11 protein-coding genes and 1 tRNA gene are annotated in these 16,329 nt (G+C 65.2%); all 12 read left to right on the top strand.

The features are described from left to right. The first annotated feature begins 184 nt into the window (after positions 1-184). The 12 genes from D180_RS03490 (at position 185) to fusA (ending at position 16,199) form a co-directional block, all read left to right on the top strand. Positions 185-260: transfer RNA gene (locus D180_RS03490), tRNA-Trp, on the top strand. 50 nt (positions 261-310) lie between these two features. Then, positions 311-724 (top strand): preprotein translocase subunit SecE, encoded by a 414-nt coding sequence (secE, locus tag D180_RS03485; RefSeq protein ID WP_017911686.1) that lies wholly within the window; start codon positions 311-313, stop codon positions 722-724. 13 nt (positions 725-737) lie between these two features. Beyond that, entirely contained in the window at positions 738-1,295 is a 558-nt protein-coding gene (nusG, locus tag D180_RS03480; protein ID WP_010341344.1) for a transcription termination/antitermination protein NusG, read from the top strand. 200 nt (positions 1,296-1,495) lie between these two features. Next, positions 1,496-1,924 carry a 50S ribosomal protein L11 gene (rplK, locus tag D180_RS03475; protein ID WP_010341342.1) on the top strand — a complete coding sequence of 143 codons (429 nt, stop codon included), beginning with the start codon at positions 1,496-1,498 and terminating at the stop codon, positions 1,922-1,924. A 3-nt stretch (positions 1,925-1,927) separates the two neighbouring features. Beyond that, positions 1,928-2,626, top strand: coding sequence for a 50S ribosomal protein L1 (gene rplA / locus D180_RS03470; RefSeq protein WP_017908392.1), 699 nt, complete (start codon positions 1,928-1,930; stop codon positions 2,624-2,626). A 483-nt stretch (positions 2,627-3,109) separates the two neighbouring features. Then, the gene (gene rplJ / locus D180_RS03465; protein ID WP_010341340.1) at positions 3,110-3,652 is read left to right on the top strand and encodes a 50S ribosomal protein L10; all 543 of its coding nucleotides are present in this window, start codon (positions 3,110-3,112) and stop codon (positions 3,650-3,652) included. A 63-nt stretch (positions 3,653-3,715) separates the two neighbouring features. Next, positions 3,716-4,084, top strand: coding sequence for a 50S ribosomal protein L7/L12 (rplL, locus tag D180_RS03460; protein ID WP_010341338.1), 369 nt, complete (start codon positions 3,716-3,718; stop codon positions 4,082-4,084). A 303-nt stretch (positions 4,085-4,387) separates the two neighbouring features. After that, a complete protein-coding gene (gene rpoB / locus D180_RS03455; protein WP_017908393.1) occupies positions 4,388-8,539 on the top strand; it encodes a DNA-directed RNA polymerase subunit beta in 4,152 nt (1,383 codons plus the stop codon). Between the two features lie 130 nt (positions 8,540-8,669). Then, complete coding sequence (rpoC, locus tag D180_RS03450; RefSeq protein ID WP_017908394.1) at positions 8,670-12,887, top strand: DNA-directed RNA polymerase subunit beta'; 4,218 nt, start codon at positions 8,670-8,672, stop codon at positions 12,885-12,887. A gap of 228 nt (positions 12,888-13,115) precedes the next feature. Continuing rightward, positions 13,116-13,490 carry a 30S ribosomal protein S12 gene (gene rpsL, locus D180_RS03445; RefSeq protein WP_003469157.1) on the top strand — a complete coding sequence of 125 codons (375 nt, stop codon included), beginning with the start codon at positions 13,116-13,118 and terminating at the stop codon, positions 13,488-13,490. Between the two features lie 12 nt (positions 13,491-13,502). Then, positions 13,503-13,970, top strand: a complete 468-nt coding sequence (rpsG, locus tag D180_RS03440; RefSeq protein ID WP_010341334.1) for a 30S ribosomal protein S7 — start codon at positions 13,503-13,505, stop codon at positions 13,968-13,970. Between the two features lie 138 nt (positions 13,971-14,108). After that, on the top strand, positions 14,109-16,199 hold the full coding sequence (gene fusA / locus D180_RS03435) for an elongation factor G (RefSeq protein WP_010341333.1): 2,091 nt from the start codon (positions 14,109-14,111) through the stop codon (positions 16,197-16,199). The last annotated feature ends 130 nt before the right edge of the window (positions 16,200-16,329 follow it).

The raw sequence follows: 16,329 nt of genomic DNA, 5'->3' as shown, positions 1-16,329 counted from the left end.
GGCCAAGATCATCAAGTAATGCCCTCCGGCGGCGAAGGCCGCCGGGCTCGACGGCAGGATGGCGGTCTCGGCCGCCGGAATCCGACGAGGTGCAGGCGGCTACGGCCGTCGGGTTCAGCGAAGGGCGGGCCGGAACCTTCGGTCCGCCTTCGCCGTCTCAGGGAAGTGCAGTCGTTCTTACTACACGCCAGTAGCTCAATTGGCAGAGCAGCGGTCTCCAAAACCGCAGGTTGGGGGTTCGAGTCCCTCCTGGCGTGCCAATCTGCCGCTCCCTATCCAGTGACCTCGGTCGCATAGCAGCAAGAGTCGGATGAACAGCAAGATCGAGCATTCCAAAGGCCCCGCCGCCTCTGTCGGTGGCGATATCGTCAAGTACGTCATCGCTGCGTTGCTGGTGGTCGCCGGCCTGTTTGTCTGGTTCTGGTTCGGCGATGCGAGCCGTGCTGCACAGCTGGGGAGTTGGTCCGGTCCGCTGCGCGGACTGGCGGTGATCGCCGGCCTGGTCGCCGGTGCCGCGGTGTTCCTGCTGACCGCCAAAGGTCGCGAAGGCCGCGAGTTCCTGTCCGAATCCCGTTTCGAACTGCGCAAGGTGGTGTGGCCGACCCGCCAGGAAGCCATCCGCACCACCTGGGTGGTGATCGTGGTGGTGATCATTCTGAGTCTGTTGCTGGGCGGGTTCGATTTCCTGATCCAGAAGCTGATGCAGTGGTTCGTGAGCCGTTGAGGAGAGTGCAGCAGTGAAGCGTTGGTATGTCGTTCACGCCTATTCAGGCTTCGAGAAGTCCGTGGCCCAAGCGCTGCGCGACCGTATTGCGCGTGACGAGATGCAGGAGCGCTTCGGTGACGTGCTGGTGCCCACCGAGGAAGTGATCGAGATGCGCTCCGGCCAGAAGCGCCGTTCCGAGCGCAAGTTCTTCCCGGGTTACGTGCTGGTCCAGATCGAAACCCACGACGAAGGCGGCATTCCGCGCATCGACAACGAAAGCTGGCACCTGGTCAAGGAAACGCCGAAGGTGATGGGCTTCATCGGCGGTACCGCCGATCGTCCGCTGCCGATCCGCGACGAAGAGGCCGATGCGATCCTGCAGCGGGTTCAGGATGGTGTGGAGAAGCCGCGTCCGAAGGTGCTGTTCGAGCCGGGCCAGATGGTCCGCGTCACCGACGGCCCGTTCAACGACTTCAACGGCGTGGTCGAGGAAGTCAACTACGAGAAGAGCCGCCTGCGCGTGGCGGTGCTGATCTTCGGCCGTTCCACCCCGGTGGAACTGGAATTCGGTCAGGTCGAGAAGGCCTGAGCCCGCTCCGGCGCGGCTGCGCCGGGCGCCAAAATCTCTGCTATACTGCGCGGCTCCCTGTCCAGGCAAGCCGCCGGGCAGAACGGAAGCCGCCGCGAGGCGGCTTTCTGCGCACTTCAAAAACGTGATGGCGGGACACGTGATTTTCCCGTCGCGATGGGGAGCCTGCGGTTTAGGCGCTAGCACCCGGAGACACTAAAATGGCAAAGAAAGTCGTCGGTTACATCAAGCTGCAGGTGAAGGCCGGTCAGGCCAACCCCTCGCCGCCGGTCGGTCCTGCGCTGGGTCAGCGCGGCCTGAACATCATGGAATTCTGCAAGGCGTTCAACGCCGCCACGCAGAAGCTGGAGCCGGGCCTGCCGACTCCGGTCATCATCACGGCCTATTCGGACCGTACCTTCACCTTCGTCACCAAGAGCACCCCGGCCAGCGTGCTGCTGAAGAAGGCCGCGGGCGTCAGCTCCGGCTCCAAGCGCCCGAACACCGAGAAGGTGGGCAAGGTGACCCGCAAGCAGCTCGAAGAGATCGCCAAGGCGAAGGAAGCCGACCTGACGGCGGCGGAGCTGGAAGCGGCGGTACGCACGATTGCGGGTTCCGCCCGCAGCATGGGCCTGACGGTGGAGGGTTAAGCAATGGCACAGACCAAGCGACAGAAAGCGATCCGTGCTGCCGTGCAGCCGGGCAAGGCGTATTCGATCGACGAAGCGCTGAAGATCGTCAAGACCACCAGCAAGGCCAAGTTCGTCGAAGCCGTCGACGTGGCCGTGCGCCTGGGCGTGGACGCGAAGAAGTCCGACCAGCAGGTGCGCGGTTCCACCGTGCTGCCGGCCGGTACCGGCAAGAGCGTGCGCGTGGCCGTGTTCGCCCCCGCCGGCGCCAAGGCCGATGAGGCGCTGGCCGCCGGTGCCGACGCCGTCGGCATGGACGACCTCGCCGAGAAGATGCAGGGCGGCGACCTGAACTACGACGTGGTCATCGCCACCCCGGACGCGATGCGCGTCGTCGGCAAGCTGGGCACCCTGCTGGGCCCGCGCGGCCTGATGCCGAACCCCAAGGTCGGCACCGTGTCCGCCAACCCGGCCGAAGCGGTCAAGAACGCCAAGTCGGGCCAGGTGCGCTACCGCACCGACAAGGCCGGCATCATCCACTGCACCATCGGCAAGGCCAGCTTCGAAGACGACGCGCTGAAGAGCAACCTGCAGGCGCTGCTGCTGGACCTGGTCAAGGCCAAGCCGGCGACCTCGAAGGGCACCTACCTGCAGAAGATCTCGGTGAGCTCGACCATGGGTCCTGGCGTCACCATCGATCAGGCGTCGCTGTCCCTGAAGTAATCGCAACACGGCGCCGCCCGTCAGGTGCGGCGCCGGTGTCACCCTTTTGAAGGCGTCGCCCGGGGCAACCCGACGCGAAGCCGTCAAAGACCGCAGGCGCGGTCTGCGCACACCGACGACGGGCACGGAAGCTCGACACGGCAAGGAGTCGCCGTCGGTACAGCGGGATCGCTTAATCAGTCCCCTCGGGGACGCGCCGGCGTAGATGGTGCCGCCTTTCTGGAGTTTTTCTGGTGCAGGCCAGCCCGGTGTTCCGGGCGCGCTCACTCCAGGTCTGGAACGGCCACCAACTGGGATGCCATGCGGCATCCCCGGCATCCAGGAAGGAGGCCGCCCAGGACCGCAAGCGGCAGGAGCCGCGAGCGGAGTAAGTTTGAAGCAGGGATTCGGGATTCGGGATTGGGGATTGGCAAGAGCGGCGGTATCGCTCCTGACGCATCCCAGGTCGCGCATTTCAACTCCCGGCTTTAACGGAGGAGTGCAATGGCTCTCAATCTGTCCCAGAAGCAAGAAGTCGTCGCCGAACTGGCCGACGTCGCCGCGAAGGCCCACTCCTTGGTTGCTGCCGAGTACGCCGGCATCACGGTCTCGCAAATGACCGCGATGCGCAAGAAAGCGCGCGAAACCGGTGTGTACTTGCGTGTTGTCAAGAACACCCTGGCCGCGCGTGCCGTTGCCGGTACCGAATACGAGTGCGTCCAGGACGCGCTGGTCGGTCCGCTGCTGTATGCGTTCTCGACGGAAGAACCCGGCGCTGCCGGTCGTCTGATCAAGGAATTCGCCAAGGGTAACGACAAGCTGCAGGCCAAGGTCGTGTCGCTGGGTGGTCAGCTGTATCCGGCCGCTCATCTCGAGGTGTTGGCGTCGCTGCCGACCCGCGAGCAGGCGCTGGCCATGCTGGCACGCGTGCTGGCCGAGCCGGCGAGCATGTTCGCCCGTGCGGTCAAGGCCGTGGGCGACAAGCAGGGTGGCGGCGACGCCGCGCCTGCCGACGCCGAAGCGGAAGCCCCGGCCGAAACGGCTTAAGTTCGCGACACCTGAAACGGTTCACTAGAACCTCATCCAGAAAAAATTCCAAAGGTAATCACAATGTCCCTGTCTAACGAGCAGATCGTCGACGCAATCGCCGAAAAGACCCTCATGGAAGTGATGGAGCTGGTCAAGGCCATCGAAGACAAGTTCGGCGTCTCCGCCGCCGCCCCGGTCGCCGCTGCCGGTCCGGCCGTGGCCGCCGCCCCGGTCGAAGAGCAGACCGAGTTCAACGTCATCCTGATCGACGCCGGCGCCAAGAAGGTCGACGTCATCAAGGCCGTCCGCGCCATCACCGGCCTGGGCCTGAAGGAAGCCAAGGACCTCACCGAGGCCGGCGGCGTCCTGAAGGAAGCCGTGTCGAAGGAAGACGCCGACAAGTTCAAGAAGGACCTGGAAGCCGCTGGCGCGAAGGTCGAAGTCAAGTAAGCAGTCCCTTGCATCGCCAGCCGTTCAAGGCGATGCACTGAAGGCTGGGGGCGAAAGCCCCCGGCCTTTGGCCGTTTCAGGCGGGAACCGGGAATCGGGAAGGGAGAATCGGAACAGCCACGCTACGTGCGCTCCACGATTCCCCTTTGTCCATTCCCCAGTCCCCGCTTCACCACCGAGTTGGTAGTTGGAAGTAGCGGGAGAAGGCGTGCTGGTGCCGGCAATACCAGCGACTTCCAACTGACAATTTATGTTCACTCAGGGCCGCGGACGCGTGGCCCGCATCAGCCAAGGTGATACCTCATGACGTCTTATTCGTTCACCGAAAAGAAGCGTATCCGCAAGGACTTCGGCAAGCAGCGCTCGATCCTCGAAGTGCCGTTCCTGCTCGCCATCCAGGTGGATTCCTACCGCGAATTCCTGCAGGAGAACACCGACCCGAACAAGCGTTCGGACCACGGCCTGCACGCGGCCCTGAAATCGGTGTTCCCGATCTCCAGCTACAGCGGCAACGCGGCGCTGGAGTACGTCGGCTACAAGCTCGGCGAACCGGTGTTCGACGAGCGTGAATGCCGCCAGCGCGGCATGAGCTACGGCGCGCCGCTGCGCGTGACCGTGCGCCTGGTGATCTACGATCGCGAGTCCTCGACCAAGGCGATCAAGTACGTCAAGGAGCAGGAGGTCTACCTCGGCGAAATCCCGCTGATGACCGACAACGGCACCTTCATCGTCAACGGCACCGAGCGCGTCATCGTCTCGCAGCTGCACCGCTCGCCGGGCGTGTTCTTCGACCACGACCGCGGCAAGACCCACAGCTCGGGCAAGCTGCTGTACAGCGCCCGCATCATCCCGTACCGCGGCTCCTGGCTGGACTTCGAGTTCGACCCGAAGGACGCGCTGTTCACCCGTATCGACCGCCGCCGCAAGCTGCCGGTGTCGATCCTGCTGCGCGCGCTCGGCTACTCGAACGAGGAGATGCTGTCCGAGTTCTTCGAGATCAACACCTTCCACATCGACCCGAAGGAAGGCGTGCAGCTGGAGCTGGTGCCCGAGCGCCTGCGCGGCGAGACCCTGAACTTCGATCTGGCCGACGGCGACAAGGTCATCGTCGAAGCCGGCAAGCGCATCACCGCGCGCCACGTCAAGCAGCTCGAGGCCTCCGGCATCGCCGCGCTGGCCGTGCCCGACGAGTACCTGGTCGGCCGCATCCTGTCGCACGACGTGGTCGATGCCTCGACCGGCGAACTGCTGGCCAGCGCCAACGACGAAATCAGCGAAGATCAGCTGACCGCGTTCCGCAAGGCCGGCGTCGATGCCGTGGGCACGCTGTGGGTCAACGACCTGGATCGCGGCCCGTACCTGTCCAACACCCTGCGCATCGATCCGACCAAGACCCAGCTCGAGGCGCTGGTCGAGATCTACCGCATGATGCGTCCGGGCGAGCCGCCGACCAAGGACGCCGCGCAGAACCTGTTCCACAACCTGTTCTTCACCTTCGAGCGCTACGACCTGTCGACGGTCGGCCGCATGAAGTTCAACCGCCGTGTCGGCCGCAAGGAAGTCACCGGCGAGTCGGTGCTGTACGACAAGAAGTACTTCGGCGAGCGCAACGACGAGGAGTCCAAGCGTCTGGTCGCCGAGCACGCCGACAGCTCCGACATCCTGGACGTGATCAAGGTCCTGACCGAGATCCGCAACGGCCGCGGCGTGGTCGACGACATCGACCACCTGGGCAACCGTCGCGTGCGTTCGGTCGGCGAAATGGCCGAGAACGTGTTCCGTGTGGGCCTGGTCCGCGTCGAGCGCGCGGTCAAGGAGCGTCTGTCGATGGCCGAGTCCGAAGGCCTGACCCCGCAGGAGCTGATCAACGCCAAGCCGGTGGCCGCCGCGATCAAGGAGTTCTTCGGCTCCTCGCAGCTGTCGCAGTTCATGGACCAGAACAACCCGCTGTCGGAAGTGACGCACAAGCGTCGCGTCTCCGCGCTGGGTCCGGGCGGTCTGACCCGCGAGCGTGCCGGCTTCGAAGTGCGCGACGTGCATCCGACCCACTACGGCCGCGTCTGCACCATCGAAACGCCGGAAGGCCCGAACATCGGCCTGATCAACTCGCTGGCGGTGTATGCCCGCACCAACCAGTACGGCTTCCTCGAGACGCCGTACCGTAAGGTCGTGGACGGCCAGATCACCGACGAAGTCGAGTACCTGTCGGCGATCGAAGAGAACGAGTACGTCATCGCCCAGGCCAACGCGCTGCACGATGCCAAGAGCCGCCTGACCGAGCAGTTCGTGCCGTGCCGCTACCAGGGCGAGTCGCTGCTGAAGCCGCCGGCGGAAGTGCACTTCATGGACGTGTCGCCGATGCAGACCGTGTCGATCGCGGCCGCGCTTGTGCCGTTCCTGGAGCACGACGACGCCAACCGCGCACTGATGGGCGCGAACATGCAGCGCCAGGCCGTGCCGACGCTGCGTGCGCAGAAGCCGCTGGTCGGTACCGGCATCGAGCGCGCCGTGGCGCGCGACTCGGGCGTGACCGTGAACGCCCGCCGTGGCGGCGTGATCGAGCAGATCGACGCCGGCCGCATCGTGGTCAAGGTCAACGAGGCCGAGATCGGCGGCGGCACCGACGCCGGCGTCGACATCTACAACCTGATCAAGTACACCCGCTCCAACCAGAACACCTGCATCAACCAGCGTCCGCTGGTGAACGTGGGCGACGTGATCGCGCGCGGCGACGTGCTGGCCGACGGCCCCTCGACCGACATCGGCGAGCTGGCCCTGGGCCAGAACATGCTGATCGCGTTCATGCCGTGGAACGGCTACAACTTCGAAGACTCCATCCTGCTCTCCGAGCGCGTGGTGGAAGAGGATCGCTACACCACGATCCACATCGAAGAGCTGACCTGCGTGGCGCGCGACACCAAGCTGGGACCGGAGGAAATCTCCGCCGACATCCCCAACGTGTCCGAGCAGGCGCTGAACCGTCTGGACGAGAGCGGCGTGGTGTACATCGGTGCGGAAGTGCGCGCCGGCGACATCATGGTCGGCAAGGTCACGCCGAAGGGCGAGAGCCAGCTGACCCCGGAAGAGAAGCTGCTGCGCGCGATCTTCGGCGAGAAGGCCTCGGACGTGAAGGACAGCTCGCTGCGCGTGCCGCCGGGCATGGACGGCACCGTCATCGACGTGCAGGTGTTCACCCGCGACGGCATCGAGAAGGACAAGCGCGCCCGCCAGATCGAGGAAAACGAGATCAAGCGGGTCAAGAAGGACTTCGACGACCAGTTCCGCATCCTGGAAAGCGCGATCTATGCGCGTCTGCGTGGCCAGCTGATCGGCAAGGTCGCCAACGGCGGTCCGAACCTGAAGAAGGGCGACACCATCAGCGACGCCTACCTGGACGGCCTGAAGAAGTCCGACTGGTTCGCGCTGCGCATGAAGGACGAGGACGCCTCCGAGGCGATCGAGCGCGCGCAGAAGCAGATCCAGGCGCACGAGAAGGAGTTCGAGCGTCGCTTCGCCGACAAGCGCGGCAAGATCACCGCCGGCGACGACCTCGCTCCGGGCGTGCTGAAGATGGTCAAGGTGTTCCTGGCGGTGAAGCGCCGCATCCAGCCCGGCGACAAGATGGCCGGTCGCCACGGCAACAAGGGTGTCGTGTCGATGATCCAGCCGATCGAGGACATGCCGTACATGGCCAACGGCGAGACCGTGGACATCGTGCTGAACCCGCTGGGCGTGCCGTCGCGTATGAACATCGGCCAGGTGCTGGAAGTGCACCTGGGCTGGGCCGCCAAGGGCCTGGGTCGCAAGATCCAGAACATGCTCGAGGCCCAGGCCAAGGTCGCCGACCTGCGCAAGTTCCTGGCGCAGATCTACAACCACGACCAGAAGCTGGGCGAGGACCGCGTGGATCTGGACCAGTTCAGCGACGCGGAGCTGCTGGCGTTGTCGAAGAACCTGACCGACGGCGTGCCGATGGCCACCCCGGTGTTCGACGGCGCCACCGAGGCCGAGATCAAGCACATGCTCGAACTCGCCGACCTGCCGATCAGCGGCCAGACCCAGCTGTACGACGGCCGCACCGGCGAGGCGTTCGATCGCCACACCACGGTCGGCTACATGCACATGCTGAAGCTGAATCACCTGGTCGACGACAAGATGCACGCGCGCTCCACCGGCCCGTACTCGCTGGTCACCCAGCAGCCGCTGGGCGGCAAGGCGCAGTTCGGCGGCCAGCGCTTCGGCGAAATGGAAGTCTGGGCGCTGGAAGCCTACGGCGCGGCCTACACCCTGCAGGAAATGCTGACGGTGAAGTCCGACGACGTGCAGGGCCGCAACCAGATGTACAAGAACATCGTCGACGGCGAGCACGAGATGGTCGCCGGCATGCCGGAGTCCTTCAACGTGCTGGTGAAGGAAATCCGCTCGCTGGCGATCAACATGGAACTGGAAGACTGAGGGCAGGGAATGAGGAGTCGGGACTAGGAAACCGCCCGGGCGTTTGCCCACAGGCCGCCGGCGTTTCCTGTCCCGCCTCTCCGCTTCCAACGATTCCCTATTCGCTATTCCCGATTCCCGGAGAAATCAAATGAAAGACCTGCTCAACCTCTTCAACCAGCAGCGCCAGACGCTGGACTTCGACGCGATCAAGATCGCGCTGGCCTCGCCGGACCTGATCCGTTCGTGGTCCTTCGGCGAAGTGAAGAAGCCGGAAACCATCAACTACCGGACCTTCAAGCCCGAGCGCGACGGCCTGTTCTGCGCCGCCATCTTCGGCCCGATCAAGGACTACGAGTGCCTGTGCGGCAAGTACAAGCGCATGAAGCACCGCGGCGTGGTCTGCGAGAAGTGCGGCACCGAAGTGACCCTGGCCAAGGTGCGCCGCGAGCGCATGGGCCACATCGACCTGGCCTCGCCGGTCGCGCACATCTGGTTCCTGAAGTCGCTGCCGTCGCGCATCGGCCTGATGCTGGACATGACCCTGCGCGACATCGAGCGCGTGCTGTACTTCGAAGCCTACGTGGTGACCGAGCCGGGCCTGACCGCCCTGGAGCGCCGCCAGCTGCTGACCGAAGAGCAGTACCTGACCGCGCGCCAGGAGCACGGCGACGACTTCGACGCCGCCATGGGCGCCGAGGCCGTGTACGAACTGCTGCGCACCATCGACCTGCAGTCGGAGATGACCCGCCTGCGCGAAGAGATCGCCAGCACCGGTTCGGAAACCAAGCTCAAGCGTCTGACCAAGCGCATCAAGCTGATCGAGGCCTTCATCGAGTCCGGCAACCGCCCGGAGTGGATGGTGATGACCGTGCTGCCGGTGCTGCCGCCGGATCTGCGTCCGCTGGTGCCGCTGGACGGCGGCCGCTTCGCGACCTCCGATCTGAACGATCTGTACCGCCGCGTCATCAACCGCAACAACCGCCTGCGCCGCCTGCTCGAGCTGAACGCGCCGGACATCATCGTGCGCAACGAAAAGCGCATGCTGCAGGAATCGGTCGATGCGTTGCTGGACAACGGCCGTCGCGGCCGTGCCATCACCGGCACCAACAAGCGCCCGCTGAAGTCGCTGGCCGACATGATCAAGGGCAAGCAGGGCCGGTTCCGCCAGAACCTGCTCGGCAAGCGCGTGGACTACTCCGGCCGTTCGGTGATCGTGGTCGGCCCGACCCTGCGCCTGCACGAGTGCGGCCTGCCGAAGAAGATGGCGCTGGAGCTGTTCAAGCCGTTCGTGTTCGCCAAGCTGCAGCGTCGCGGCCTGGCCACCACCATCAAGGCCGCCAAGAAGCTGGTCGAGCGCGAAGAAGCCGAAGTCTGGGACATCCTGGAAGAGGTGATCCGCGAGCACCCGGTGCTGCTGAACCGTGCGCCGACCCTGCACCGTCTGGGCATCCAGGCGTTCGAGCCGGTGCTGATCGAAGGCAAGGCGATCCAGCTGCACCCGCTGGTCTGCACCGCGTTCAACGCCGACTTCGACGGTGACCAGATGGCCGTGCACGTGCCGCTGTCGCTGGAAGCGCAGCTGGAAGCGCGCGCGCTGATGATGTCCACCAACAACATCCTGTCGCCGGCCAACGGCGAGCCGATCATCGTGCCGTCGCAGGACGTGGTGCTGGGTCTGTACTACATGACCCGCGCGCTGGAGAACAAGAAGGGCGAGGGCATGGTCTTCGCCAACATCGCCGAAGTGAAGCGCGCCTACGACAACCGTGCGGTCGAACTGCACGCCAAGGTCAAGGTCCGCATCACCGAGACGGTGATCGACGAGGACGGCAACCGCACCAAGAAGGCCTCGATCGTGGACACCACGATCGGGCGTGCGCTGCTGGCCGAGATCCTGCCGGAAGGCCTGCCGTTCGCGCTGGCCAACACCGAGCTGACCAAGAAGAACATCAGCCGCCTGATCAACTCCAGCTACCGCCAGCTGGGTCTGAAGGACAGTGTCGTGTTCGCCGACAAGCTGATGTACACCGGCTTCGCCTACGCGACCCGTGCCGGCGTGTCGATCGGCATCGACGACATGCTGATCCCGTCGGAGAAGAAGGGCATCCTCGGCGAAGCCGAGCAGGAAGTGCTGGAAATCCAGGAGCAGTACCAGTCCGGTCTGGTCACCGCCGGCGAGCGCTACAACAAGGTCGTGGACATCTGGTCGCGCACCAACGAGCGCATCGCCAAGGCGATGATGGACACCATCGGCACCGAGAAGGTGGTCAACGCCAAGGGCGAGACCATTGACCAGAAGTCGATGAACTCGCTGTACATCATGGCCGACTCTGGCGCGCGTGGTTCGCAGGCGCAGATCCGTCAGCTGGCCGGCATGCGCGGCCTGATGGCCCGCCCGGACGGCTCGATCATCGAGACGCCGATCAAGGCGAACTTCCGCGAAGGCCTGAACGTGCAGGAGTACTTCAACTCCACCCACGGTGCCCGTAAGGGTCTGGCCGATACCGCACTGAAGACCGCCAACTCCGGTTACCTGACCCGCCGCCTGGTCGACGTGGCGCAGGACGTGGTGATCACCGAGCCCGATTGCGGCACCACCGACGGCCTGACCATGACCCCGATCGTGGAAGGCGGCGACGTGGTCGAACCGTTGCGCGACCGCGTGCTCGGCCGCGTGGTGGCCGAGGACGTGTTCCTGCCGGGTAATGACGAGGATCCGATCGTCACCCGCAACACCCTGCTCGACGAGCAGTGGGTGGCCAAGCTGGAAGAGGCCGGCGTGCAGTCGGTCAAGGTCCGCTCGACCATCACCTGCGAATCGGCGTTCGGCGTGTGCGCGCGCTGCTACGGCCGCGACCTGGCCCGTGGCCACCTGGTCAACATCGGCGAAGCGGTCGGCGTCATCGCCGCGCAGTCGATCGGCGAGCCGGGTACCCAGCTGACCATGCGTACCTTCCACATCGGCGGCGCGGCCTCGCGTGCGGCGGCGGTGGACAACATCACGGTCAAGACCACCGGTTCGATCAAGTTCAACAACCTCAAGTCGGTCGAGCACGCCAACGGCTCGCTGGTGGCGGTGTCGCGTTCGGGCGAACTGTCGGTGCTCGACGGCCACGGCCGCGAGCGCGAGCGCTACAAGCTGCCGTACGGCGCCACCATCACCGCCAAGGACGGTGACGCGGTCAAGGCCGGCCAGTCGGTGGCGAACTGGGATCCGCACAACCACCCGATCGTGTCGGAAGTGGCCGGTTTCATCCGCTTCATCGACTTCATCGACGGCGTCACCGTCATCGAGAAGACCGACGAACTGACCGGCCTGGCCTCGCGCGAGATCACCGATCCGAAGCGTCGCGGCACCCAGGCCAAGGACCTGCGCCCGATCGTGCGCATCGTCGACGCCAAGGGCAACGACCTGACCATCCCGGGCACCGATCTGCCGGCGCAGTACCTGCTGCCGCCGCGCTCGATCGTCAACCTGCAGGACGGCGCGCCGGTCGGCGTGGGCGATGTGGTCGCCAAGATCCCGCAGGAAGCGTCCAAGACCCGCGACATCACCGGTGGTCTGCCGCGCGTGGCCGACCTGTTCGAAGCGCGCAAGCCGAAGGATCCGGCGATCCTGGCCGAGCGTTCGGGCATCATCAGCTTCGGCAAGGACACCAAGGGCAAGCAGCGCCTGATCATCAAGGACACCGACGGGTCGGAGCACGAAGAGCTGATCCCGAAGTACCGCCAGATCATCGTGTTCGAAGGCGAGCACGTGGCCAAGGGCGAAACCGTGGTGGACGGCGAGCCGAGCCCGCAGGACATCCTGCGTCTGCTGGGCGTCGAGCCGCTGGCCGCGTACCTGGTCAAGGAAATCCAGGACGTGTACCGCCTGCAGGGCGTGAAGATCAACGACAAGCACATCGAGGTCATCACCCGGCAGATGCTGCGCAAGGTCGAGATCACCGACCAGGGCAACAGCAAGTTCCTCAACGGCGAGCAGGCCGAGCGCCAGCGCGTCATTGAGGAGAACGCCCGCCTGGTGACCCGCAACGAACTGCCGGCCAAGTACGAGCCGGTGCTGCTGGGCATCACCAAGGCCTCGCTGGCGACCGAGTCGTTCATCTCGGCCGCGTCGTTCCAGGAGACCACCCGCGTCCTCACCGAGGCGGCGGTCCGCGGCACCAGCGACACGCTGCGCGGCCTGAAGGAAAACGTGATCGTGGGTCGCCTGATCCCGGCCGGTACCGGCCTGGCGTACCACAACACGCGCCGCCGCAACGCCAGCGGCCTGACCGAGTCGGAGATGCAGACCCTGTCCGGCGGCAGCGCCGAGCCGGCGGTCGAGACCTCCGCCCCGGCGGCTGCCGGCAGCGAAGAGTAAGCAGCACGCCGGACCGGTCCCGCCCGCGGCGCCGGTCTACCACGCGAAAGGGGGCGCAGCGGAAGCGCCCCGTATTCCGGCCCCGGATGGGCCAGCAAGTAAAAATTCCGTTGTGTTGACGGCGCTTTGACTTGCCCGCTATACTTTCCTGTCTCGGCAGGCCGTCCTTCGGCCTGCCTTCGTTTTCACGCATCCAGGCCCGACGGCCTCAATCAGAAGAATCCACTGATGGCGACGATCAACCAGCTGGTCCGCAAGCCGCGGCAGGCGACCACCTACAAGAGCGCCTCTCCGGCGCTGGACAAGTGCCCGCAGCGCCGTGGCGTCTGCACGCGCGTGTACACCACCACCCCGAAGAAGCCGAACTCGGCCCTGCGCAAGGTCGCCAAGGTGCGCCTGACCAACCAGGAAGAGGTCATCAGCTACATCGGCGGCGAAGGCCACAACCTGCAGGAGCACTCCGTGGTCCTGATCCGCGGCGGTCGCGTCAAGGATCTGCCGGGCGTGCGCTACCACACCGTGCGCGGTTCGCTCGACGCCGCCGGCGTCGCCAAGCGTCGCCAGGGTCGTTCCAAGTACGGCGCCAAGCGCCCGAAGAGCTAAGGGAAAGTACACATGTCTCGTAAAGGTAATACGCCGCAGCGCGCCGTTCTCCCGGACCCCAAGCACGGGAGCGAAACCATCGCCCGCTTCATCAACATGGTGATGCTGAGCGGCAAGAAGTCGGTCGCCGAAAAGATCGTGTACGGCGCGATGGACGTGATCGGCGAGAAGAACCCCAACGCCATCGAGCTGGTGCAGAAGGCGCTGGACAACGTCGCTCCGGCGGTCGAAGTCAAGTCCCGCCGCGTCGGCGGTGCCACCTACCAGGTGCCGGTCGAGGTGCGTTCCTCCCGTCGCATGGCGCTGGCGATGCGTTGGCTGATCGACTCGGCGCGCAAGCGCGGCGAGAACTCGATGCCGCGCAAGCTCGCGGCCGAGCTGGTCGATGCTTCGGAAAACCGTGGCGGCGCCATCAAGAAGCGCGAAGAGACTCACCGCATGGCGGAAGCGAACAAGGCGTTCGCGCACTACCGCTGGTGACCTTCCGGGCCTTGGAAACGGGGCCCGCTGGCACCATCTGAGTGCCGCTAGCCGCGCCGTTGCGCGTGGCACAAATCCGAAGGCCGCCGCAAGGCGGCGTTCGGCCATCCGAAATCCAAGAAATTTGAGAGGCTCCCTGTGGCCCGTACCACTCCCATCGAGCGTTACCGCAACTTCGGCATCATGGCTCACATCGATGCCGGCAAGACCACCACCTCCGAACGCATCCTGTTCTACACCGGCGTCAGCCACAAGATCGGCGAGGTGCATGACGGTGCCGCGACGATGGACTGGATGGAGCAGGAGCAGGAGCGTGGCATCACGATCACCTCCGCGGCCACCACCGCGTTCTGGACCGGCATGGACAAGTCCATGCCGCAGCACCGCTTCAACATCATCGACACCCCCGGGCACGTGGACTTCACCATCGAAGTCGAGCGCTCGCTGCGCGTGCTCGACGGTGCGGTGTTCGTGCTGTGCGCGGTCGGCGGCGTGCAGCCGCAGTCCGAGACCGTGTGGCGTCAGGCCAACAAGTACGCGGTGCCGCGTCTGGCGTTCGTCAACAAGATGGACCGCACCGGCGCCAACTTCGACAAGGTCGTCGAGCAGCTGAAGGCCCGCCTGGGCGCCTACCCGGTGCCGATGCAGGTGCCGATCGGCGCCGAAGACGGCTTCGAGGGCGTGGTCGACCTGGTCAAGATGAAGGCGATCCACTGGGATACCGCCTCGCAGGGCACCGTGTTCGAATACCGCGACATCCCCGCGCACCTGGTCGACAAGGCCACCGAAGCGCGCGCGTTCATGGTCGAGGCCGCGGCCGAAGCCAACGAAGACCTGATGGACAAGTACCTCAACGAGGGCGACCTGTCCGAGGCCGAGATCCTGGGCGGTCTGCGCGAGCGCACCCTGAAGGTGGAAGTGGTGCCGGTGTACTGCGGTACCGCGTTCAAGAACAAGGGCGTGCAGGCCATGCTCGACGGCGTGATCCAGCTGCTGCCGTCGCCCAGCGACCGTCCGCCGGTCAAGGGCATCGACGAGGACGAGAAGGAAGACAGCCGTCCGGCCACCGACAACGCGCCGTTCTCGGCGCTGGCGTTCAAGATCATGACCGACCCGTTCGTCGGCTCGCTGACCTTCTTCCGCGTCTACTCGGGCACGCTGAACTCTGGCGACCAGGTGTACAACCCGGTCAAGTCGAAGAAGGAGCGCGTGGGTCGCATCCTGCAGATGCACTCCAACAACCGCGAAGAGATCAAGGAAGTGCGCGCGGGCGACATCGCCGCGGCGGTGGGTCTGAAGGACGTCACCACCGGCGACACGCTGTGCGCGCAGGACCACATCATCACCCTGGAGCGCATGGTGTTCCCGGAGCCGGTGATCTCGATGGCGGTCGAGCCGAAGACCAAGTCCGACCAGGAAAAGATGGGCATCGCGCTGAGCCGTCTGGCGCAGGAAGATCCCTCGTTCCGCGTCAACACCGACGAAGAGTCCGGCCAGACCATCATCCGCGGCATGGGCGAGCTGCACCTGGAAATCATCGTCGACCGCATGAAGCGCGAGTTCAACGTCGAAGCCAACGTCGGCAAGCCGCAGGTGGCCTACCGCGAGACCATCCGCAAGGCGGTCAAGCAGGAAGGCAAGTTCGTGCGTCAGTCCGGCGGTAAGGGCCAGTACGGTCACGTCGTGCTCGAGATCGAGCCGCAGGAACGCGGCCAGGGCTACACCTTCGAGAACGCGATCGTCGGCGGCGTGGTGCCGAAGGAATACATCCCGGCGGTGGACAAGGGCATCCAGGAAGCGGTGGCCAACGGCGTGATGGCCGGCTATCCGATCGTGGACGTCAAGGTGCGCCTGATCGACGGTTCGTACCACGACGTCGACTCGTCGGAAATGGCGTTCAAGATCGCCGGCTCGATGGGCTTCAAGGAAGGCTTCAACAAGGCCAACCCGGTGCTGCTGGAGCCGATCATGAAGGTCGAGATCGTCACCCCGGAGGATTACCTGGGCGACGTGATGGGCGACGTGAGCCGTCGTCGCGGCATCCTGCAGGGTCAGGACGACAGCCCGTCGGGCAAGGTGATCAACGCGATGGTGCCGCTGGGCGAAATGTTCGGCTACGCCACCACGCTGCGCTCGATGTCGCAGGGTCGCGCCACCTTCTCGATGGAGTTCGACCACTACGCCGAAGCGCCGGCCAACATCGCCGACTCGGTCATCAAGAAGAACTGAGATTAGAGCGACGGGATGCGTGCCGCGGACTCGATCCGCGCCGCATCCCGCTCGCTCGTCCCCCAATACGAATCACGAGGTAGAGAAGACATGGCAAAGGGTAAGTTCGAGCGCACCAAGCCGCACGTCA

This window comes from Xanthomonas sp. SHU 166 (assembly GCF_000364685.1).
Taxonomy (GTDB): Bacteria; Pseudomonadota; Gammaproteobacteria; order Xanthomonadales; family Xanthomonadaceae; genus Xanthomonas_A; species Xanthomonas_A sontii.
Note: the sequence above shows the minus strand (reverse complement) of the source record. Positions and strands in the feature narration are given on the sequence as shown.

Coding starts and splice junctions, on each gene's coding strand:
- secE (WP_017911686.1), top strand. CDS start 311: ATGAACAGCAAGATCGAGCATTCCAAAGGCCCCGCCGCCTCTGTCGGT.
- rplK (WP_010341342.1), top strand. CDS start 1,496: ATGGCAAAGAAAGTCGTCGGTTACATCAAGCTGCAGGTGAAGGCCGGT.
- rplA (WP_017908392.1), top strand. CDS start 1,928: ATGGCACAGACCAAGCGACAGAAAGCGATCCGTGCTGCCGTGCAGCCG.
- rplJ (WP_010341340.1), top strand. CDS start 3,110: ATGGCTCTCAATCTGTCCCAGAAGCAAGAAGTCGTCGCCGAACTGGCC.
- rplL (WP_010341338.1), top strand. CDS start 3,716: ATGTCCCTGTCTAACGAGCAGATCGTCGACGCAATCGCCGAAAAGACC.
- rpoB (WP_017908393.1), top strand. CDS start 4,388: ATGACGTCTTATTCGTTCACCGAAAAGAAGCGTATCCGCAAGGACTTC.
- rpoC (WP_017908394.1), top strand. CDS start 8,670: ATGAAAGACCTGCTCAACCTCTTCAACCAGCAGCGCCAGACGCTGGAC.
- rpsL (WP_003469157.1), top strand. CDS start 13,116: ATGGCGACGATCAACCAGCTGGTCCGCAAGCCGCGGCAGGCGACCACC.
- rpsG (WP_010341334.1), top strand. CDS start 13,503: ATGTCTCGTAAAGGTAATACGCCGCAGCGCGCCGTTCTCCCGGACCCC.